We start from the raw sequence: 21,643 nt of genomic DNA, 5'->3' as shown, positions 1-21,643 counted from the left end.
TTAATTATGTTGCGTCTCGCGACTGTACTGGTGGCCTTGCTGCCGCTGGTGGCTAGCGCCGCCACCACGCTGAAGATTTCCACCCTGTACCCGGACGGCACGACTATCGTCACCGGTCTGAAAAATGCCGGCAAGGAGATTGCCGACAAGACTGAGGGCCGCGTGAAGCTCAAGATCTACCCCGGTGGGGTGATGGGCGATGACCGGGCAGTGGAGCGCAAGATCCGCATCGGCCAGCTGCATGGCATGATCGCCCAAGGCGGGGCCTTTGCCTCGGCCTACAAGGATAGCCAGATTCTCAACGTGCCACTGGCCTTCAACAATTACGATGAAGTGGATGCGGTGCGTGCGGAACTGGACCCGGTGATCGAGCAGGGTCTGGAACAGGGCGGCTGGGTCAGCTTCGGTCTGGTGGATGGTGGCTTTGCCTACGTCATGTCGGAAAACCCGGTAAAAAGCCTGGATGACCTGCGTGACCAGAAACTGTGGCTGCCAGCCAATGATGAAGCATCTGCCAAGGCGTCCAAGGCCTTTGAATTGTCGCCGATCATGCTGAACATCGGTGCTGTGCTGACGTCCCTGCAGACCGGTGCCATCAATGCCTTCGCGGCGCCGCCAGTGGCAGCACTGACCTTGCAGTGGTACTCGCGGGTGAACTACGTCACCGATATGCCATTACTGTACACCTTCGGCCTATTGGGTATTCACGAAAAATACTTCAAGCGTATCAGCCCGGAAGATCAGAAAGTCGTGCGTGACGTGTTGGGTGCGACCTTCGATACGCTGGATACCGAAAGCCGCAAGGAAAATCTGAGCGCCTTCCAGGCCGTGCAACAACAGGGGCTTGAGGTGGTTCAACCAACAGAAGACCAGCGTGCTGAATGGAAAGACTACGCCGATCGTGCCACTGCCGAGTTGGTAGAAGAGGGCGAAGTCAGCCAAGACATGCTTGATCGCCTTAACGGAATTCTCGCCAAGCAGCGCGCAGGTCAGTAATGGCTGGGTTGCTACGCGGTTTGCACCGCTTTCTGCATCAACTCGAGGACGGCCTTATCGTGGCCGTCCTTTTGTTTATGATCCTGCTGGCGGTGGCGCAGATCATTCTGCGAAATTTCTTTGGCACCAGCCTGATCTGGATTGAACCACTACTACAAAATGCCGTGTTATGGATCGGCCTGTTGGGGGCGATGATTGCTTCCAGAAATGACGAGCATATTCGTATCGATGTGGCCTCCGCTCTTCTACCGGAAAAGTATCACCCCTTCCTGACCGTCGCTGTGGACCTGTTTACGGCGTTCATTTGCGTGCTGGTGGCCTGGTATAGCGTGGGGTTCGTGATCGAGGAATACGAGTATGCGACCCCCGCATTTGGCAGTGTCCCGAGCTGGCTGTTGCAGGCCATTATCCCCGTGGGTTTTTCCGTGATGGCGGTGCGTTATGTGGTGTTGTTTGCGCTGGGCCTGATCGGTAAGCGGCCGAAACTGCAGGAGCCGGTGGCATGATTACCGCAGCGATAATTTTGCTGGTGGTGCTGGCCCTGATGGGCGCGCCCCTGTACGCGATTATTCTGGGTGCGGCGGCTCTCGGGTTTTACACCCTGGAAATCGAGCTGGCCGTGCTTCATATCGATATCTACCAGCTCAGCAATTCCGTGGTGCTGATGGCGTTGCCATTGTTCACCTTTGCCGGTTTCCTGTTGAGTGAGTCGAAAACCGCCGACCGCATGCTCCGCCTGAGCCAGGCGGCCTTTGGCTGGATGCCCGGTGGCATGGCCTTTGTGTCACTGATTGCCTGTGCCTTCTTTACCGCCCTGACCGGCGGTTCCGGTGTCACCATCGTGGCTCTCGGCGCCTTGTTGTTGCCGGCGCTGGTGAAAGGTAATTATCCGGAAAAGTTCAGCCTTGGCCTGGTTACCTCATCAGGTAGTCTTGGCCTGTTGCTGGTGCCGTCGGTTCCGTTGTTGATCTACGGCATTATTGCCCAGCAGATGTCCCAGCAGCTGGATATGCCTTCGGTAGAAATTGTGGATCTGTACCTGGCGGGGCTGGTGCCTGCCCTGCTGATGATCGTGCTGTTGTATGGCTACTGCGTATGGGCAACCCGTGGCTCGGCCATGAATGGCAAGGCGGTGCCGCGTCAGCCGTTTGATTTTCGTGAGCTGGTGGATGCCCTGTGGGAAGCCCGCTGGGAGCTGCCGCTGCCGCTGGTGGTGTTGGGCGGTATCTTCTCTGGCTTCCTGGTGGTCAGTGAAGCCGCCGCGGTCACGGCCCTGTATGTGCTGGTGGCGGAGGTGTTCCTGTACAAGGAAATTTCGCTGCGTAAATTGCCGTCGATCATGCGTGATTCCATGATCATGGTAGGGGGTATTCTGCTGATCCTGGCGGTGGCCCTGGCCTTCACCGATTACCTGGTTTACGCCGGGGTGCCCGAGCAGCTGTTCACCCTGATTCAGACCCACGTGGAGAGCAAGATCACCTTCCTGATTCTGCTCAACATCCTGCTGCTGCTGCTGGGGGCGTTGCTGGATATCTTCGCGGCACTGGTGATCATGGTGCCGCTGATCCTGCCGGTGGCCCTGCGCTACGGCATCGATCCGGTGCATCTGGGTGTGATCTTTGTGGCCAACATGCAGATCGGTTACATCACTCCGCCGGTAGGCATGAACCTGTTCATCGCCAGCTATCGCTTCAAGAAGAAAGTCACCGAACTGTTCGCCTCCACGATTCCGTTCATGTTGGTACTGATCGTGGCGCTGTTGATGATTACCTATATTCCGCAGTTGAGTTTGTGGTTGGTTCGGTAAGGCAGTGAATAGTTAACAGTTAACAGTGAATAGCGGCGCGTGAAACGCGTGGTGGTCACAGAAAGTATCGAGGCCGCGCCCAGGCTTGGGCGCGGCCTCTTTCGTTTGCAGGAACGAGCAGCAAGTGTGAAGGGCCAACCCCAAGGCACGCAGACGGTAGGTTTTCCCTTTGCCTTTCGCAATGCGCAACCCTCGCATCGCGGCCCCTACTGCTCCAAAAGGTTTTCCAACGAAAGAGGCCGCGCCCAATGTCCGGGCGCGGCCTCTGTGGTTGCGGGACAGGCATGCCTCCCCCGCGCAGCTGTTAACTATTAACTATTCACTGTTAACTGCTTTTATTGACCGACTGCTTATAAACAAAACTGGCCATTGCCCGCAGTGGCATCATGCGGATCCAGATGCTTTGCAGGGTAACGGACAGGCCGGGCAGGGCGTAACGCTTACCGGCATTGAGGGCCTTGTAGCCGGCAGCGGCCACCTCTTCCGGGGTGGCGATCTGCGCGGAGACGAATTGGGTGATGCCGCTGGACGACTTGTGTGCGCTTTGGGCGGTATCCAGGAAGGCCGTCTTGGTGGTGCTGGGGCAGAAGCAGGTGACCTGCACGCCATAGGGTTTGAGCTCTTCCTGCAGGGAGGCGCTGAGGTTGATCACGAATGCCTTGCTGGCGCTGTAGGCGGCAAAGAAAGGCATCGGGCAGAACCCGGCGAGGGAACCGATGTTCATAATCTTGCCCTGGCCGCGAGCCTTCATTTTGGCGCCTACCAGCATGCACAGTTTGCTGAGCAGAATATTGTTGAGGGTGAGCATGCGCTCCAGTTTCCGGGTGTCCTGCTCAACGTGCTCGCCCATCATGCCGAAGCCCACGTTGTTGACCAGCACGTCCAGGGTGATGTTTTCCTGGTCCAGCCATTGCACGATGCGCTCGGCGGCATCCGGTTGGGACAGGTCCATCTGCACGCCGTGGTAAACCACATCGTTGCGCTGGGCTTTCAGGTCGTTACCCAGCTGATCCAGTTCGTCCTGCAGCAGGCTGAAGACCACGATATTGTAGCCATCGTTGTTGAACAGCTTGCAGAATTCACGGCCAATGCCGCCGGCGCCGCCGGTGATCAGTACGGTTTTTGTCATTGTTGTGCTCCTGTCAGGCGGCGTCGCCGGGCTGGTCTTTCGGGCCCAGATCAAAGGGGCCAATAATCATGCTGCCAGAGTGTTTGCGGTGGTAAGCCTCGCGGGCTTTCCACACTTTTCCATACCGGTAGAACGGTACGGTGGGGTACAGGTGATGAACCAGGTGGTAGTTCTGGTACATCAGGATCGGGGTCAGCAACCATTCCTTGCCCATGCGCATCAGCGAGGTGGTATTCGGGTCCACGTCCTGGCGGCCGGTATGCGGGTAGTGCGGCAGCACCATGAACACCAGACACATCAGAAAGAACGAGAAGTAGGACGGGATCAGCCACAGCATCAGGGTCACGTAGGGTTGCCAGATGAACAGGGCGGTCAGGGCAATGCCGGCGACAATCAGTTCACGGCGGATTTCGGACATGGCCACATTGGGCAGCTTTTCCGGATTGCGCATGAAGTTGATCAGGTAAATGAAGGGCCAGAAACCCCATAGTGGCATGGTCCACAGACTGCTGGCCATCCAGTGATCCGGATCTTTTTCCGGATCATTGGCAAAGCGGTGGTGGTGCATGTGCATGATGCGGAACAACTTGCCTTTGCCAAACGGCACCGCCACAAAGGTGGCAATGGAGAGGATAAGGTCGTTGTGTTCTGATTTCTGCGCTGCGGCACGATGAATGGATTCGTGGGCAGGAGTGAACATGACATAGCCGGCGATGCTGTTGATCACCAGGCCGACCCAGGCAGGCCAGTAGCCCCCGATGACCATGATCCAGCTGCTGATGTTGGCCGCATGGGACAGCACCATCAGGGCAATGGTTGGCCAGGCAAACTTCGGCGATACCTTCAGTTTGGCCAGTGTCTTGAGTTCTTCTGCTTCGGTTGTTGTCGTCATTGGGCAGTCTCCTGCATGGTCCAGATACACAGTGTTTACTGAACGGGAAAGAAAGTTAAGCGCGGAAAATGCCAAAAAGGGGATAAATAGTGTCATCGGGGCGCCGTGGCCGGCCGCCCCGATGCAGGCGTCAGGCGGCGTTGGCCTTGTCGCTGTCCGGGCCGAGCCCGAAGGGGCCAATGATCATGCTGCCGGAGTTTTCCATGTGGTGGGCTTCCCGGGCCTTCCACACCTTGCCGTAACGGTAGAACGGCACGGTGGGATAGAGGTGATGGACCAAATGGTAGTTCTGGTACATCAGCACCGGGGTCTGCCACCACTCGCCGCCCATGCGCATCAGGGCAGTGGTGTTGGGGTCTTCATCCTGTCGGCCAGTATGGGGGTAGTGCGGCAGCACCATGAACACCAGGCACATCAGGAAGAAGGCAAAGTAGGTGGGGATCAGCCACAGGGTCAGCATGTAGAAGGGTTCCCAGGCAATCAGGGCGCCAAAGATAATCCCGGCCACGACGATCTCACGAACGATCTCGGACACCTTCACATTGGGCAGCATGGCCGGGTTGCGCAGGAACTTGTAGAGATAGAAATACGGCCACAGACCCCACAGCGGCATGGTCCACAGGCTGCTGGCCATCCAGTGATCCGGGTCGTTTTCCGGGTCGTTGGCAAAGCGATGGTGGCGCATGTGCAGCAGGCGGAACAGTTTACCCTTGCCGAAGGGCACGGCCACGAAGGTGGCGGCAGACAGCAGAAAGTCATTGGTAGACGACTTCTGCGCTGCTGCCCGGTGGATGGCCTCGTGAGCCGGGGTAAAGAGGGCGTAGCCCGCAATGCTGTTGATGACCATGCCCAGCCACAGTGGCCAGATGTCGTTCATGACGAGTACCCAGCTCAGGGCGATGCTGATCAGGGACACGATCAGAATGGCAATCGTGGGCCAGGCCAGTGGCGGTGACACCTTCAGGCGGGCCAGTTCATTGTTGTTGTCGGCGTGACTCATTGCGCCAGTCTCCAATGGTGCTTTTTTTCAGTGTTGCCGGAATGGCGAACAGCGGTAAGCGCGGATGCTGACAAGGGGGGGATAGAAAATGACAGGGGCTGTAGAGACGTCGGTGTCGCTGCGATAAGCCAAACGTACCGCACAGCTCACCGAGACCACTGGGAAGAAGACAGTTTTAGCCTCTGTGAACTCTGCGGTAGCGAAGCTTTTGATTCCAGGTGGTTATCGCGCCGCCAAGGACGCTCCTACCGACAGGTTATTCCTGCCGGAATCGCCCCGGGCTGGTGCCGAACCAGCGCTGGAAGGCGCGGCGGAAGCTGGCCACGTCGGTGTAGCCCAGGTCTTCTGCCACTGCTGCGACGGTGTAGTGGGGCAGGCTCAGCAGCTGGGTGGCGCGGCGGCTGAGGGTCTGGTCACGCAGTTGCTGAAAACGGGTGTCTTCGTGCTTGAGCTTGCGGATCAGGGTGCGCGGGCTCATGTGCAAACGGTCTGCCACGGCATCGAGGCTGGCCTGGCCCTGGCTTTGGTGAAGCAGGGCAAGCACCTGATCCGTTACCGTGCCTTGCTTGCGCAGGGCTTCCTGGCGGGCTTCACACTGCTGAATGGCCAGCCACAGCAAGTCCCGGTCGTGGCTGGCTAATACCTCGTCGCCGTAGCGTGCAGGCAGGGACAGCGACACGCCGGGGGCATCAAAGACCACTTCGGTCCCCCGGAAGATCTTTTTGTAGGATTCGGCCCAGGCCGGTGCCGGGTAGTTGAAGCTGGCGGTGCCATCCTCGATGGGTTTGCCTCGCAGGACCACATGACAGGCGTAGGCCGATCCCATGGCGGATTCGGTGAGGAAACGAATGGCATCATCCAGCGGATAAGCGAATTTCAGGTGCAGGGTGATGGTGTCGGGAGTTTCTTCCATTTCGGTGAGAAACACCCGGGTGCGGGTGTTGGTAAAACTGGCAAAGACCCGCATGGCATCGCGCAGGGTAGGGCTGGCCATGGCGGCCATCCCCATGGGGCCATGCATGGCAGGCAGGGCGCGCAGGCCGGTTTGCAGGGCCAGATCCGGCGCTTCACTCATGTGCTGCGCGTTTGCAATCAGCTGACAGGCACCGGGCCAGTCAATGAACCCATCGCTGGTCTGCAGGGTGTGGGCGTCGATCCCGGTGTTGGCCACCAGGGTATCCAGGCCATCCTGATCAAGCCCCAGGGTCTGGGCGATCATGCGGCAGTAGGCCAGAGCCAGGTCGGGTTTCATCGAACGGTTTCCTCGCTGGCAGGCGGTTCGGCGATGTAGCTGGCGACCATGCGGGTCAGCTCATCGGCCAGCTCGCTTTCGCGAATCATGCCGCCGTGCTGGCTGATGTAGCGCACCATGGTGAACAGCACGCTGTTGGTGACGATAAACACCCGCACCTCCAGGTTGTGGATGGGGTAGTCCCGATAATGGCGCAGGAAGTACATCCGGGCCAGATCCATGAAGTGTTGTTGCAGGACTTCCACCACCCGGTTGGTGGGCAGTCGATGCCAGTTGCGTACCAGTTCCAGGTACAGGCCGTCGCGGGAATGCAGCACCGCAAAGCCGAAGCGAATGGCACTGCTGACCATGGCATTGATGTCCACATTGTCGGTGATGGGCAGTCGTTTCAGACCGACCCCGATATCCTCGGCCAGACTCTCCATCAGGGCTTCGATCAACCCATCCTTGTCACCGAAATACTGATACAGCGAGCCCACGCTGACGCCGGCTACCTCGGCAATCCTGGCGGTGGTGGTGTTGTCCAGCCCCTGCTGCTGGATGACCTGGGCGGTCGCGTCGATCAAGGCGCGGACCATTTCCCGGGAGCGTTGTTGTTGAGGGCGTTTACGCATGGCGGAACCTGTATCGGCAAAATGCGAATTGAATGCGAATACATATTCGCATTAGGGTGACAGCTATTGCAAGCACACCCAGGAGGTTGTGATGACCGCTCAGGCACACATTCAGCCCGCGCCTCGCCGGGCTCGCCCATTTGAGAAGACCCAGCAAGCCACGCCAGTGTTGCTGCGTACCCTGTTGGGCCGTGATCTGGCGCCGAGTCGCGCAGAATTTGATGAGGTGATCGCCGCCCTGTGGGAAGGTGATCAGCCCATGGATGATCTGGTGGACTGGATGGTGGCATTCGGCCCACGGGAGGCCCGTGCGCTGTTCGAAAAGGCCGTCAATGAGGGGCTGCACGCGGTGCCGGATTGCCCGGAACCATTGCGTTTGTTCATCAAACGGCTGGAAAAACGCCCGGCCTGGGTGGACTTCGAGCTGATCGAGGACGGTGCCCGCTTTATTCACTCCACTGGCATGACAGCCCCATACGTGTTGCGGGATCTGGCGTTGATGGGGGGCTATTTGCTGTCCGGTTTCAACCAGTCCCTGGTGTTGACCGGCGCCCTCAACAAGGGCGCGTCCCGTCGAGTGGCCGAGACCGGCAAATGGTGGATCGACTGCACGGAGGTGGGCGGGCTGGAGCGTTTCGGGGCAGGCTTCAAGAGCACCTTGCATGTGCGCATGGTGCATTCGCTGGTGCGCCGCAACCTGGCCTCCCGGGACGAGTGGGATGAGAGCCAGTGGGGCAAGCCGCTCAGTCAGGTAGATATGGTGGCGACCTATCTGGGGTTCTGCGTGGTGATGCTGGGTGGCCTGCGCAAGATGGGGGTGCCGGTAACGCCCCGTGAGTCCCGTGGCGTGATGCAGTTGTGGAAATACGCCAGCTGGTTGATGGGCGTGGATGAGCGTTGGCTGGTCGACAGCGAGCGCGACGGGATTGTGCTGCTGCACCACACCCTGATGACCCAGAGCCAGCCGGACTGGACCAGCCGTGAGCTGGGCATGGCGTTGGCGCAAGAGCCTCTGGAGCGAAAGTTCGGCCGTTTTGAATCCCTGCAGCGCAAGCTTGCCTACAACAAGCATCTGAGTGTCAGCCGCTTTTTTCTGGACAAGCAAAAGATGGCGCAACTGGGCCTGCCGGAGGATGTGTCGTCCTGGTACCCCTTGCTCACGCTGGGGCCGCGATTTGCCTTGCATGCCGGTCAGCGCTATTTACCTGGGTTGCGTCAGCGACAGCAGCGTACGGGCCGCAAGGCTCAATTGCAGGTGCTGGCCCAGATGTTCGGGGAATCCGAGCAAGACCTGATTCGCCCGGATGCTTCGCACCCGGGGCATGTCTGAAAGCGATAAAGCAGGAAATGAGTGTGACTGAATCTGCGATCAAGACGGTATTGATTACCGGGGCGTCGTCCGGCATCGGCTACGCCACCGCCAAACTGTTTCAGGCCAACGGCTGGAATGTGGCAGCTACCATGCGAGACCCGTCCCAGGCGGATGAGCTGGCGGCACTGCCGGGGGTGATGTGTACCCGTCTGGATGTCACTGACCGTGACAGCATTCACGCCGCTGTAGCAGCCGTCATCCAGCGTTTCGGGGCGATTGACGTGCTGGTGAACAATGCCGGCTATGGGTTGATGGGCGCGTTTGAAACCCTGGATGAAGAACAGATTAAACGGCAGTTCGAGACCAATGTGTTCGGACTGATGGAGACCTGTCGGGCCGTGCTGCCCCACTTTCGCGAGCGGCAAAGCGGTGTACTCGTGAACGTGGCCAGCATGGTCGGGCGGGTACCACTGCCGCTGTACAGTGTGTATAACGCCAGCAAGTGGGCGGTGGAAGGGTTCACCGAAGGGCTGGTGTACGAACTCTGTCCGCTGGGCATTGGCATCAAGATCATTGAGCCGGGGGCGGTGAATACGGCCTTCTTCGGGCGTTCCGCCGACCGCGAAAATCGCACCGGGGTGTCCACCTACGAGACTTATTCCAAAGACCAGTTCGGGGTGATGGACAAGACCGGGCCAGGGGGCTCGACGCCTGAAGAGGCTGCGGACGTCATCTACAAGGCTTCCACCGATGGCAGCCAGCGCCTGCGCTACAGTGTCGGTAGCGATGCCCGCATGCTGTTGCTGGCCCGCCGGCTGCTGCCGGAGACCCTGTTCCGCGCCATGATCCGCATGAGCCTTACCGAAAAAGCGTTCAACAGCGTGGGGCGCTTGTTGTACAAGCCCTGAGCATTACAGGAAAAGGGTTCTTCGCGGATTCGAGGGAATCGTCCACAGAAGAGCCCCTTCCGTAGGAGCGTCGCTCGCGGCGCGATAACCCACGTCGTTAAAGACGATTTCCCATAGAGGGCACAGGGTTCACAGAGGAAAACCGTCTTCCCCAGTGAGCCCTGTGCCCTCTGTGATGAAAATGCTTTTGATCCTGGTTTGGGGTCGCGTCGCCACCGAGCGTAGCGAAGGAACGACCGCAGGGCGGCCCGAAGGGTGAGCGGAGCAAATAACCGACGCTCCTGCGGCAAGTGGGGGGTAAATCGGGCCGTTCACGGAAATCCGCGATGTACCCTAAAAATTGCCCGTGTCGCGGCACAAAAAAAGGGCCGTCGGGGGGACGGCCTTAAGGGGGGAAGTGTGGGGCCAATCCGTGACCCCGGGTGTTCAGAATGAGCGCAAATGGTGTTGGGTAGGCCGCGCATTCTGCGCTGCCGATGGAATCATTCTAGTGGCACGGGGAGGCCGAACCCATGGCACCGGTTTGGCGGGTTTGATCAGATTTTTTGATGAATGTTCGGTTTATTTACTGAAAATTGCCCAATGATTTGCGCATAAGGTGGCGTTTCAGATTGACGCCACCCCGATCTGCTTGCTCCTCCCCTTCACTGTCGAAACCCATGAAGCGAAAGAATTCCAGTGCGGTCAGGCTGGCGTGGGTGATCAGGCTGGGGATGCCTTCGACCCGGGCGCTGTCTTCCAGATGCTGGTAGAGCAGGGTAGCAATGCCCACCCGGGCGGAGTCCGGGTGCACGTAAACCATATTGATGTTGTCGGCAATGCGCTGGGCAAACCCCACCAGTTCATCATCCCACTGCGCCACCACGGTTTCCCCTTCACTCAGCAATGAGATCAGGCTGTCGTAGTTCTGGCCACGACTCCAGGCATCACGTTGCTGCTGATCGTATTCGCCAGCACTGCCCACTTGTATGGCATCGCGGAAGACGCCGAGCAGACGGTTCAGGTCGGCCACTTCCAGCGGCCGGATCTGGAACGGCAGAAAAGGGGCCATCGGGTCGGCAGGCGGAGGGGCTGGCACCTCAGATTGCGGCGTTTCCACTGGGGGGGCATCGTCTTCGGGGCGGGGTGCCTGCTGAGGCGTCGCGTCTTTTGCCGGGCCCTGAAACAGGCGGCGTAACCATTGCAGCATCAGCGTGGTGTCCCGTGTTGTTGTGATTCTTGTGAGGGCTGCTTCATGGCATCGATCTGGGCTTTCAGTGCTTCCAGGTAAGCATCTTGCTGCTCAAGCAGTTCCTGGGTGGTTTCCTTCTGCTGCAGAAGGTCTTGCTCCCTGGCTTCCAGTTCTTGTTGTTCGCGCAGGCGTGCATCGCGCTGCTCGGCGGTGAGCAGGTCGCTGTCGTCAAACGATTGCGCCGCCGCTGGCAGTGCCAGGGCGCAACAGAAGATCAGGAGTACAGAGCGCACGGAGTTCCCCAAAACTCGTTGTGAAGCAGAGTCAGCATAGCAAAAACCGGGCTCGGAAGGGAAAGCCCGGTGGTGATTGCGGGAGCGGGGCAGGCCACGGTGGCCCGACATCGCGGTGGAACTCCGCTCCCACAGCAGAGGGTCGGGTTATCCCTTCATCATCTGACGCAGCACATAGTGCAAAATGCCGCCGTGTTTGTAGTACTCCACTTCCGCGGCGGTATCGAGACGGGAGAGCGCCTCCACGGTTTGTTCCTTGCCATCACGGCGGAACACCACCTTTACAGTTTCCCCTGCTTTCAGGCCGTTGCCCAACTCCGGAATATTGACGATTTCACTACCGTCCAAATTCAGGGTCTTGCGGTCGGTGCCTTCCGGGAATTGCAGTGGCAACACCCCCATGCCGATCAGGTTGGAGCGGTGAATACGCTCGAAGCTTTCGGCAATCACCGCTTTCACCCCGAGCAGGTTGGTGCCCTTGGCCGCCCAGTCGCGGCTGGAGCCGGTGCCGTATTCCTTGCCGGCGACCACCACGGTGGGAACGCCATCCTTCTGGTAACGCATGGCGGCACCGTAGATGGAAATTTCCTCGCCCTGGGGCAGGTGTTTGGTAAAGCCGCCTTCGATATCCGGGGTCATCTCGTTGCGGATACGGATATTGGCGAAGGTGCCGCGCATCATCACTTCGTGATTCCCCCGGCGCGAACCGTAGGAGTTGAAGTCGATGGGTTCCACATCGTGGCCCTGCAGATAATGGCCAGCGGGGGAATCGGCCTTGATGGCGCCGGCAGGAGAGATGTGGTCGGTGGTAATGGAATCGCCAAGCAAGGCGAGAATCCGGGCGTCTTTCACCGGGGTCACATCATCGATTTCGGCGGTAAGCCCGTCAAAGAAAGGCGGGTTCTGGATATAGGTGGATTGGCTGTCCCAGTCATAGGTCTGGGAATCCGGGATTGGCAGGCTCTGCCAGGTCTCGTCACCGTCAAAGACACTGGCGTACTGGCTGCGGAACATGTCGTTGTTGATCTTGACCAGCTCCGCCTGAATCTCATCGGAGCTGGGCCAGATGTCCTTCAGGTAGACCGGGTTGCCATCGTTATCCTTGCCAATAGGGTCTTTGTCCAAATCGATTTTCACTGTGCCGGCCAGGGCGTAGGCCACCACCAGCGGCGGTGAGGCCAGCCAGTTGGTGCGCACGCTCTGGTGGACCCGGCCTTCGAAGTTACGGTTGCCGGACAGCACTGAGGCCACCACCAGATCGCCGTCGGCAATGGCTTTGTCGATGGCGTCCGGCAGGGGGCCGGAGTTGCCGATGCAGGTGGTGCAGCCGTAGCCGACCAGGTCGAAACCGATGTCGTTGAGGGGTTTCTGCAGGCCGGTGACGTCCAGATAGTCGGTCACCACCTTGGAGCCGGGGGCCAGTGAGGTCTTCACCCAGGGCTTGCGGTTGAGGCCTTTTTCGGCGGCTTTTTTTGCCACCAGACCGGCCGCCAGCATGACGCTGGGGTTGGAGGTGTTAGTGCAGGAGGTAATAGCTGCAATCACCACATCGCCGTGGCTGAGGTGGTGTTTCTGGCCGTCGATGGTGACGGGAACGTCACCACCGCTGGGCTCGTGGTTGCCCACGGCGGTCTGACCGCCTTCCCCTTCCAGCTTGCTGATTTCATCGTCGTTGAGCTTGAGGGTCTCGGTCACTACGTCAATGAAGGTGCGTTTGACGGCCGTGAGGGGAACCCGGTCCTGGGGGCGTTTCGGGCCGGCCAGGCTGGGCACCACATCCCCCAGATCCAGTTCCAGAACATCGGTAAATTCCGGGTCCGGATCGTCGCTGGAGCGCCACAGCCCTTGCGCCTTGCAGTAGGCCTCGACCAACGCGATGGTGTCGGGGTCGCGGCCGGACAGTTCCATGTATTCGGTGGTGCGCTCGTCGATGGGGAAGAAACCACAGGTGGCGCCATACTCGGGGGCCATGTTGGCGATGGTGGCGCGGTCGGCCAGGGTCAGGTCGGCGAGGCCGTCACCAAAGAATTCCACAAACTTGCCGACTACCCCGCGGCGGCGCAGCATCTCGGTGACCGTGAGTACCAGATCGGTGGCGGTGATGCCCTCGCGCAGCTTGCCGCTGATCTTGAAGCCGATGACCTCGGGGATCAGCATGGCGATGGGCTGGCCGAGCATGGCCGCTTCGGCCTCGATACCGCCCACACCCCAGCCCAGTACGCCGAGGCCGTTGATCATGGTGGTATGGGAGTCGGTGCCCACCAGGGTATCCGGGTAGGCATAGGTGTTGCCATCCTGGGCCGGCTCGGACCAGACACCCTTGGCCAGGTATTCCAGGTTGACCTGGTGGCAGATGCCGGTGCCCGGTGGCACCACCCGGAAATTATTGAAGGCTTTCTGGCCCCAGCGCAGGAACTGATAACGTTCACGGTTGCGCTGGTACTCGATATCCACATTTTCAGCAAAGGCCTGCGGGTTGCCGAATTTGTCCACCATGACCGAGTGATCGATGACCAGATCCACCGGTGAAAGGGGGTTGATGCGGGTGGGATCGCCACCGGCCTTGCTGATGGCATCGCGCATGGCGGCAAGATCGACTACACCGGGGACGCCGGTGAAGTCCTGCATCAGGACCCGGGCCGGGCGGTAGTTGATTTCGTTGTCGGAACGCTTGTTGTCCAGCCAGCGCACGACCGCTTCCACGTCATTCACGGTGACGCTCTCGCCATCTTCATAGCGCAGCAGGTTTTCCAGTAGCACTTTGAGCGAGAAGGGAAGCTTGCTGAGATCACCCCAGCCCTTGTCGGCGACCGCGTTGAGGTCGAAATAATGGTAGGTCTTGCCGTTGGCTGTCAGCGATGACTTGCTGTTCAGGGTGTCCTGGCCAATCCGTGTCACTGCACACCTCCTGGGTCGAGAATGGGCTCGCCGCCGTGGTGTCACGGCGTAAAGCGGGACCGCAGGGCCCATAACACAATGACACCAGGACCCTGCGTTATGAATACCCTCATACTACGCGCTTATGGCGTCCACATGAAATGTGTGGCGAAGGGGGTTTTTCAATCTTTGTCATAGACCATGGGCACCGCCTGTCCACTGGGGCGAACGTTGGTCTTCAAGGTCAATGAGAGTCATCGGCGCCCTGCGTATGATCGCGGCACTTTTGTCGAGGATTCTGTTTATGGCCACCAGCGATTACCCGCGTCGCGGTAATGCATTTTCCCGGGCGTGCGCGCGCGGTTTCCTGAAGCTGATTGGCTGGAAGGTGGTCAGTCCGTTACCTGCCTTGCCCAAGGCGGTGATTATTGGCGGGCCGCACACGTCCAACTGGGATGGCATTGTGACCCTGGCCGCCATGATGCAACTGGGCCTGGATGCGCATGTGATGATCAAGGACAGTGCCTTCAAGGGACCGCTGGGTTCCTTGTTGCGCTGGATGGGAGCCCTGCCCATTGATCGCAACAAGGCCGGGGGCGTGGTCGAGCAGACGGTCGCCCAGTTCAACGGCGCTGAGCAATTGTTCATGGTGGTGGCCCCGGAAGGTACGCGCGGTGGTGCAACACAATGGAAAACCGGGTTTCATCGTATCGCTCATCAGGCGGGTGTACCCATCATCGTTGCGACGGCCGATTACCGAAAAAAGGAAATCGATTTTCCGTTGGTGTTGGAGCCCGGTGATGATCTGGATGCAGATCTGGCCACGATCTTTTCTACCTATGCTTTGGTTCATCCTCGACACCCGGATAAGTTGTCCGCCCCGTTGAAAGCGTTGCGCGAAAAACAACGGTAAGACGTTCGGCTCCGTCAATACGCGTTCTGGATTCGGCTCATTGTCGAATTCCTGGCCGTTGTCCCTCTCATTGAATGACATCAACGAGAGGGGGACGCGCATGCAAGTTGCCACTGCTGTCAGATCAACCGCGAACCATCATCACCGTACTTCCAATCAAGATTTGGCTTTGCTGGAAGCACTGCTGGACAGTTTTTCCAGGGCGGTGATTGTCTGTGATCGCGCCGGGAACGTGGAGTATTCCAACCAGGCCGCTCAGCAAAAACTGAACCCTGGCTTGCTCGACATCTCGATCGGGCATGCCGGCACCGCCAATGGGGTGCGCTTTCAACGCGCGGTTCGCGCTCTGCGAACAACGGCGGCACAATCTCAGCGTCTCAAGTTGCAGACGGCTGACCGGGTTTGTGTGTTTCGGGTCGACTTTCTCGATGATCAACAGCGCTGGTTGCGGTTGGTGTCTTGTGATGGGGGAGCCAATGCTTCGCAAGCGCTCGCTCTGGCAGCGGAACAGTACCAGTTCACCCCGGCTGAAATGGATATTGCCCGTCATCTTTTACACGGCAGAAGCTCCGCTGAGATTGCCGCATTGCGCTGCAGTTCCCGTGAAACCGTAAGAAGTCAGATCAAGTCCCTGCTGCAGAAAACGGGAGTCCACCGTCAGGCTGCATTGATTGCCTTGCTGGGAGGGTACTGAAAAACCTCCCCGCAAGCGGGGAGGGAAGGTTGCCTCCCGCGAACGGGAGGCGGAGGGGGATGGGTAACGGACGTTTAGTTGCTGCAGCCATTGGCGTTGGTGTAGCTGCCATCGACCACATTATCGATCCACTGATCCAGCAGAACACTGGCTTCGCTGTGTGTCACGCTGCGGGCGATGGGGGGCATCATCCGTTGCGGGTCGTTTTCTGCGGCGAGCCGACAGGAAACGATGGAGGCGCTGGCATCACCGGGTACCAGTACATGCTGACGTCCACAGGAACCACCGCCGGTGGCAGTGGGTTTCTTGCACACGCCGTAGCTGGCATTCACATCACGGAAGTGATCCAGGTAGTAACCGGTATTGGAGGCGGCGCCCTTGTCGTTATGGCAGTGCTGGCAATTCACCTCCAGATAGGCTCGGACCCGGCTCTCGATATCCGCCGCTGAGTGGGCGGTCTCACCGCTGTCACCCGGGACATTCCAGCGCGGCAGATGCTCGATATTGGTGGCAACGCCATTGCTGATGGTCAGGGTCGGTACGCCGCTCAATATGCCCAGATCCTGCCATTGTTTGAGCTGGTTGATCTGCGGGAATCCCCCTTGGCCGCTGTTGCCCATGAACGCCGACTCCGGCTGATAAGCGCGATTCAGGTTTCGAGGCTTGGGACCAATCGGGGCGCTGCCGGCAGGTTGGTCATCATTGCCGTGACAGGTGATGCACTGGTTGGCATTGGGAATGCTATAGCTGGCGGTGCTGCCGGTGAGCAGGGTGCCGGAATCCGCATCCCGGTAGTGCCAGGATGCCGATGCGGTGCCGCCATTCATGGCCAGCCGGGCAACCTGCTTGCCATCCTTCTCTTCCCAGATATAGGGCAGGCCAGTCCAGACCGCACTGCCCTGGCTGTTTTTGCGTTTGATCAGCAGGCGGGTTTCCACCGGCACCTCTGTGCCATTGCTTTCATCGGTAAAGGCAAAGGTCTTGGCGATGACGGTGCCGTCCGGGAAATGGATACTTCCATTGGGGTTATTCCCTTGCTGGCCGTCGCGATACACCGCTTGTTCACCGGGCGGGACAAAAACAACCCGGTATTTGGTGGCGTAGTCGGAGAACAGTTTGCTGTTCAGGACAAAGGGCTGGCCGCTTTCGTTTGGCAAGCTGCGCGGGTCTTGCGGATCGGCAAACAGGTTGTACTGGTCCAGTGTCGGGCAGTTGTAGTTCAGCGCCTCGCGGTTGATTTCACCTTCTGCCACGTCGGCGGAACAATAGAAATCGACCACTTCATCGGAGGGTGCCGGATCGAACTCGCCGCTGGGCTCGAAGGGCGGAATGTCAACCCGCGGCAGCGGGGCCAGTGTTTTGCCAAAGCGGGCCTGACAGTCATGGTCAGACAGTCGGGTATCCGACGGCATATTGAGCAACCCTTCCAGTACGTCCAGCAGACCGGCAGGCGACAGGATCGACAGATCCTGGTCGGCAATGGCCAGTACCAGTTCCAGGCCGTCGGTGCCGTGGAAGTTAAGGTAAGGGGCGCTGTCTTCAGACAGCTCGTTGCTGTGAATGCAGGAGCCCCATTCCGGCTGGATACGTTGCTTGTTTTCGTCGAACTTGTAGGCGTTGTAGTGACAGCTGGGATTCGGATGCTCATTGGTGTGGACGGGTTTTCCGCTGTCCCACATCGGTACCGGATCGCCATTGCTGTCAACTGGATAAGGGCAGTCTTCATCCAGTTCGTCACGCAGACCATCCCAGACAATATGAGCGCCCTTGCCTTGATTGAGCACATTGGTAAGGCTGCCGAGTAACTGGGTTGGATCGTTCAGGGTCGGAAGGTTTTTCAGGCCGATAAGGAATGGCAAAACGCTCTCGACTTCGCCGTTGGCGACCTTTTCCAGGTCCGGTGGTGGCAGGTCGTAACCGGAGTTTTTCATCACGTTGTTGTGAATGTGAAGTCCCTCAGTATAGGGGTCCAGTTTGCGGTCAGCGGTTTTCCCCTTGCCATCGATTAATTCATAGCTGACGTAGATGACCGCAGCGGTGCTGTGATCTTCGAAGGTGTTATTCAGCACTTCGATGTTGTCATAGCCCAGAGTGATAAATCCGGTACCTCTTGGCACCGCGGAAACCAGTCCGCTGTGGGCAAAGTTATAGGTGTTGTTGTTACGTGCCACGTTATTGATCATCACCGAGGTATCCCCGTAACGGGTGATGTTCTCCAGGTCATAGATCAGGAAGGCGCCGGTATTACATTCCGCCAGGTTGTTGTCGTATTCCCCGCCCTGAACATTTTCGATTTCAAATCCCATGACGTTATAGGCGGCACGGCTGTCACGGATGATGGCGGTGTTGGTCTGACCGACATAAATCCCGGCGTCACTGGCACCGATGGATTCGCTGCCTTCGACCAGAATGTTTTCTGATTCCACCGGGTAGATGCCGTAGCGGCCGCTGGCGGAGCTGGGCACATAGTCCGGGGTGGGGTCGCCTTCATTGAAGGGGGGATTGGTACAGGAAACGTGGATTCTTTCCTCATAATTATCAGCGGTGATGGGCTCGCCACCACCGGACCAGATGGCTCGCACATTACGCAGGGTGCCCCATTTGACGCTCTTCAATTTAAAGGCATCGCCGGGGGAGTCGAGGATGGTCAGGTCTTCTACGGTAATGCCGCGAATGTTCAACGCTTCCAGCCCGGTGACGTTGACGCTGTTCTTGAACGACAGAATGGTCTCGTCCTTGCCGCAGCCCTTGATCAGCACGTCTTCGGTGGCTTGAATCAACAACCCCTGGTCGAGCTCGAAGTACCCGCACTCGAATTGCAGGGTATCTTTCGGGCGAAGTTGCACCATGGCATTGATCATGTCATCGGTGGCATTGTCGCCGGGGCTGATCAGGAAAATACGGCCGACCGTGTCGGGCGGGGTCTCGCCGTCGTTATCCTCGCCGCCGTTGTTGTCGCCATTGTCTCCACCGTTATCACCAGTATTACCGGTGGGTGTGTTGCTGGTTGTCGGGCTGCTGCTGTCGCTACCGCCGCAACCAGTCAGGGTCAGGGTGCTTGCCAGCATGGATATTGCCAGCGCGCGCCAAAGGTCATTTTTCATGATGGATTCCCCTCATTATGAAATCAGCAGGTGTTCGTTAGCGAACGGCCTGCTCCAGTCGTTCCCACATCCGTATGTAGGCTTCCGCCGAGGTGAATAACTGGTTCACAGCATCGTCCACCTGCTCCTGCGACCGGTCGCTGTTGGCCACCATGTCGGCAATCTGGTCCGGGTATAGCCCGTAGTGCGCCACGCCCCGGCCTTCGTACAGGCTGAAGGCGTGGTCACCGGTGAGTTGTTTGTCGAACACCACGCGGCCGTCCACGGAGGTGAATGGATAAAGCGTGTTTTCCTGATCGGGCGTGCCGGGGTTACCGGCCAAATTGGCAATGCCGTTGACGTCTGACGCAAAGGCGGCTCCGCCAAAGGGGCCGACCTTGTAACTGGCCGGGCGGGGGCGGTTGCCGTCGCGGGTGAGCTGGTCCACCCAATCGCCGCGGACGCTGCCGAAGGAGGCGGTAATCCCTCCCTGGTTGGCAACACGGTCGCGCAACGCTTCGGTGCCACCCCAGCCGCCATGACTGTTGATGACCGGATACCCGCGCGGTGCTGTGAGATCGAGGATTTCGGTGGCGGCCTTGCGACTGATGTGATCGGTTTCAATCATCATCCCGCGCTTGGTCAGCTCCTCAATCAGGAAGAAGCCCAGGTCGGTGAGGCCGCGGGTGTTGCACAGGTGGTCGGTGCCGCGGCGCGGGTCGTATTCCGCCAGCCCTTCGGGGGTGGCGGGGAAACGGTCACCAATATAATCAATCTGGAACAGCAGCTGGTCGAGGATGCCCAGTGGCTGCAGGGCATCGGCCAGCGGGTTTTCGTTATCACTGTGGTGGTGATCCGGGCAGTCTTCGAACTCAATGGTATGGCCGGTTTCCAGTAGGTTGCCGCCGTAGAGAATGGCGCCGATACCAATGCCGCTGGACAGGTCTGGCAGGTGGCCGCCGAAGGCGTTATCAAACTTGTGCACCGGGAACAGGCTGCGTACATCCATGGCATGGAGTCGATCCAGCCGGGTCACGATCTCGTCCCGGGAGCACTCCGCGACTCCCAGAAACTCTCCACAGTTAAGTGCCTTGGAGGCCTCGACCCCGAGGATGACGGCCATCTTGCCGTCTTCAATGACCTCGCGGGCTTGGCTGGGGCTGGTGACAATACGGAACCAGCCTTCACCGGGGCCGCCGTTCTGGGCATCAATATAGTCCTGCATGTTATGCATCAGCGTGGCCTGCATTTCGATGGCCGCCATGGTGTCGCAGTCATTCTGCTTTTGCGGGTTGAGCTGACAGAGAATCTCGTTGTGCACCAGGTGATTGACCAGCACTTTCAAGCCCGACAGGTGGGCACGTTCAATCCACTTGTAGTAGCTCTGGTGGTGCTGCAGGGAATTGCTTCTTGGCCAGTAGGGAAAATCCGGCCAGCCACGGGTTTCGTGGGGGCCGGGGGTGCTGGTCACTTGCTCCAGTACCCCGGTGAGGCCCTGGGGACCATGGTTCTCGGCGCAATCATGCAGCGCGTGATCCACCCCGAACTTGTGGAACGGATCACCGTAATTGATACGGCCACCGATAAATTCATAGGCGGAGATATGGCTGTGGGCGTCCACGTAGCCAAACAGGTCGTCGTCATCGATGCCTTCGGTCTGCTGGAAACGCGCAACGTCTTTCAGGTAAATGGCGGGGCCTGCGGCATCCACACTGGCGCTGAGGCTGGCTTCGGGGTAGTTGGCGCAGCCGTCAGCGGCGTGCAGGGTAAAGCGGGTGTTTTCTGCTTCCAGGCCGGGGGAGGTCAGGGTAAGGCCGTCATCGGTGGCGGTCAGTAACAGACCGGTGACCTGGGACGCGAGGGTGAATTGCGCCTCGTCACCGGGATTCAGGTTCCAGACGCTCAGATCGCTGGCCTGATTAACGATCCCGAGGCGGGGTTGAACCGTGATGTCCCCCAGTCCACCACCGATCCCGCCCAGGGATTCCCCCAGTTCGCGCAACAGCCCACCCAGGGGGGCGACCGGATCCAGTACCAGATTCAGGGTGTCGCCGAGACCGGAGACCAGGTAACTCAGTTCGCCGATGAAATTGCCGCTTTGATCAAGGAATTCACCGGCCGGGTCGCTGATGCCCAGCAGTTGTTTCTGTCCGCTGTTGCCGCTGTCCCGCTGGTAGTCGGAGAGTAGCAGGTAGCTCCCCAGCGCGGTCGGTTTCATGTAGAACGCTGTCGCCTCACTGGCGTTGCGTGTGGTCTGGTAGCGCTGAGCGTCGTTGTCTGCCTGCAGGAAGTTGCCCTGGCTTTGCAGCGTGTAACAGCCGTTGGCGAAACCGTAGCGGTTCAGCGGGGTGGGGTCGACCGGGGTGGGAGCGTCGTCTTCCCCTTCGTCGTCGGGGGGCTCGGGTGACGGATCTCTGGGTTGTTCGCGGTTGTTTCCGGTCGCTGGTCTGTCGCTGTTGCCATCACCGCCACAGCCGGCAAGCAGGCCGCCCGCGGTGGTGACCAGAAACAACAGATACAGGAACGACCTTGTGGAGGTCTGGCTGAGTTGTAGCATGGCTAACCCCTTTGGTGGGTCCGTCTGCGCGGACCGCATTCTTGTCTTATGAATTATTAGTACGTTTGTACAACTTTGGGGCGGCGTGGAGCTGTAGCGTTATTGTCAATGTTGGTGAGTGTTTCTTTGCACCGGTAAGAGCGGT

At 59.1% G+C, this 21,643-nt stretch carries 17 protein-coding genes; 7 read left to right on the top strand and 10 right to left on the bottom strand.

All coding sequences use genetic code 11. From position 1 onward, the window contains the following. Nucleotides 1-6: 6 nt before the first annotated feature. The 3 genes from D4A39_RS12880 to D4A39_RS12870 are packed head-to-tail and all read left to right on the top strand — an operon-like array spanning nucleotide 7 to nucleotide 2,803. Complete coding sequence (locus D4A39_RS12880) at nucleotides 7-996, top strand: TRAP transporter substrate-binding protein (RefSeq protein ID WP_119918288.1); 990 nt, start codon at nucleotides 7-9, stop codon at nucleotides 994-996. Then, a complete protein-coding gene (locus tag D4A39_RS12875; protein WP_022984030.1) occupies nucleotides 996-1,502 on the top strand; it encodes a TRAP transporter small permease in 507 nt (168 codons plus the stop codon). Before D4A39_RS12880 ends, D4A39_RS12875 begins: the two co-directional genes overlap by 1 nt. After that, nucleotides 1,499-2,803, top strand: coding sequence for a TRAP transporter large permease (locus D4A39_RS12870; protein WP_022984029.1), 1,305 nt, complete (start codon nucleotides 1,499-1,501; stop codon nucleotides 2,801-2,803). The genes D4A39_RS12875 and D4A39_RS12870 overlap by 4 nt, the downstream gene beginning before the upstream one ends. Nucleotides 2,804-3,128: 325 nt before the next feature. Here the strand turns inward: D4A39_RS12870 and D4A39_RS12865 are convergent, their stop codons facing one another. The 5 genes from D4A39_RS12865 to D4A39_RS12845 all read right to left on the bottom strand — a co-directional run bounded on the left by D4A39_RS12865 (nucleotide 3,129) and on the right by D4A39_RS12845 (nucleotide 7,690). Continuing rightward, nucleotides 3,129-3,932 carry an SDR family NAD(P)-dependent oxidoreductase gene (locus D4A39_RS12865; protein ID WP_119918286.1) on the bottom strand — a complete coding sequence of 268 codons (804 nt, stop codon included), beginning with the start codon at nucleotides 3,930-3,932 and terminating at the stop codon, nucleotides 3,129-3,131. 13 nt (nucleotides 3,933-3,945) lie between these two features. Then, nucleotides 3,946-4,824, bottom strand: coding sequence for a fatty acid desaturase (locus D4A39_RS12860; protein ID WP_022984027.1), 879 nt, complete (start codon nucleotides 4,822-4,824; stop codon nucleotides 3,946-3,948). A gap of 130 nt (nucleotides 4,825-4,954) precedes the next feature. Further along, a complete protein-coding gene (locus tag D4A39_RS12855) occupies nucleotides 4,955-5,824 on the bottom strand; it encodes a fatty acid desaturase (RefSeq protein ID WP_102792861.1) in 870 nt (289 codons plus the stop codon). A 256-nt stretch (nucleotides 5,825-6,080) separates the two neighbouring features. Further along, entirely contained in the window at nucleotides 6,081-7,076 is a 996-nt protein-coding gene (locus D4A39_RS12850; RefSeq protein ID WP_022984025.1) for an AraC family transcriptional regulator, read from the bottom strand. Further along, on the bottom strand, nucleotides 7,073-7,690 hold the full coding sequence (locus D4A39_RS12845) for a TetR/AcrR family transcriptional regulator (RefSeq protein ID WP_119918285.1): 618 nt from the start codon (nucleotides 7,688-7,690) through the stop codon (nucleotides 7,073-7,075). Before D4A39_RS12845 ends, D4A39_RS12850 begins: the two co-directional genes overlap by 4 nt. A gap of 91 nt (nucleotides 7,691-7,781) precedes the next feature. Between D4A39_RS12845 and D4A39_RS12840 the strand changes: the two genes are divergently transcribed. Both D4A39_RS12840 and D4A39_RS12835 read left to right on the top strand, forming a co-directional pair. Then, nucleotides 7,782-9,020: an oxygenase MpaB family protein gene (locus D4A39_RS12840; RefSeq protein ID WP_119918283.1), complete on the top strand. Its 1,239-nt coding sequence runs from the start codon at nucleotides 7,782-7,784 to the stop codon at nucleotides 9,018-9,020. Nucleotides 9,021-9,043: 23 nt separating this feature from the next. Next, on the top strand, nucleotides 9,044-9,910 hold the full coding sequence (locus D4A39_RS12835; protein WP_233552481.1) for an SDR family oxidoreductase: 867 nt from the start codon (nucleotides 9,044-9,046) through the stop codon (nucleotides 9,908-9,910). 565 nt (nucleotides 9,911-10,475) lie between these two features. On the opposite strand, the gene D4A39_RS12830 is transcribed toward D4A39_RS12835, so the two are convergent. The 3 genes from D4A39_RS12830 to acnA all read right to left on the bottom strand — a co-directional run bounded on the left by D4A39_RS12830 (nucleotide 10,476) and on the right by acnA (nucleotide 14,272). After that, nucleotides 10,476-11,099: a GNAT family N-acetyltransferase gene (locus tag D4A39_RS12830; protein ID WP_119918281.1), complete on the bottom strand. Its 624-nt coding sequence runs from the start codon at nucleotides 11,097-11,099 to the stop codon at nucleotides 10,476-10,478. Then, entirely contained in the window at nucleotides 11,099-11,374 is a 276-nt protein-coding gene (locus D4A39_RS12825; RefSeq protein ID WP_119918279.1) for a hypothetical protein, read from the bottom strand. Before D4A39_RS12825 ends, D4A39_RS12830 begins: the two co-directional genes overlap by 1 nt. Before the next feature lie 147 nt (nucleotides 11,375-11,521). Then, nucleotides 11,522-14,272 carry an aconitate hydratase AcnA gene (gene acnA / locus D4A39_RS12820; RefSeq protein ID WP_119918278.1) on the bottom strand — a complete coding sequence of 917 codons (2,751 nt, stop codon included), beginning with the start codon at nucleotides 14,270-14,272 and terminating at the stop codon, nucleotides 11,522-11,524. A gap of 283 nt (nucleotides 14,273-14,555) precedes the next feature. Between acnA and D4A39_RS12815 the strand changes: the two genes are divergently transcribed. Both D4A39_RS12815 and D4A39_RS12810 read left to right on the top strand, forming a co-directional pair. Beyond that, the gene (locus D4A39_RS12815; RefSeq protein ID WP_119918276.1) at nucleotides 14,556-15,164 is read left to right on the top strand and encodes a 1-acyl-sn-glycerol-3-phosphate acyltransferase; all 609 of its coding nucleotides are present in this window, start codon (nucleotides 14,556-14,558) and stop codon (nucleotides 15,162-15,164) included. 169 nt (nucleotides 15,165-15,333) lie between these two features. Continuing rightward, complete coding sequence (locus tag D4A39_RS12810; RefSeq protein WP_158586939.1) at nucleotides 15,334-15,858, top strand: helix-turn-helix transcriptional regulator; 525 nt, start codon at nucleotides 15,334-15,336, stop codon at nucleotides 15,856-15,858. Nucleotides 15,859-15,932: 74 nt separating this feature from the next. On the opposite strand, the gene D4A39_RS12805 is transcribed toward D4A39_RS12810, so the two are convergent. Further along, nucleotides 15,933-18,962, bottom strand: a complete 3,030-nt coding sequence (locus tag D4A39_RS12805) for a parallel beta-helix domain-containing protein (RefSeq protein WP_119918274.1) — start codon at nucleotides 18,960-18,962, stop codon at nucleotides 15,933-15,935. Nucleotides 18,963-18,999: 37 nt separating this feature from the next. Beyond that, nucleotides 19,000-21,498, bottom strand: coding sequence for an amidohydrolase family protein (locus tag D4A39_RS12800; RefSeq protein ID WP_119918272.1), 2,499 nt, complete (start codon nucleotides 21,496-21,498; stop codon nucleotides 19,000-19,002). Between the last annotated feature and the right edge of the window lie 145 nt (nucleotides 21,499-21,643).

It is taken from the genome of Alcanivorax profundi (assembly GCF_003597125.1).
GTDB lineage: Bacteria > Pseudomonadota > Gammaproteobacteria > Pseudomonadales > Alcanivoracaceae > Alcanivorax > Alcanivorax profundi.
Note: the sequence above shows the minus strand (reverse complement) of the source record. Positions and strands in the feature narration are given on the sequence as shown.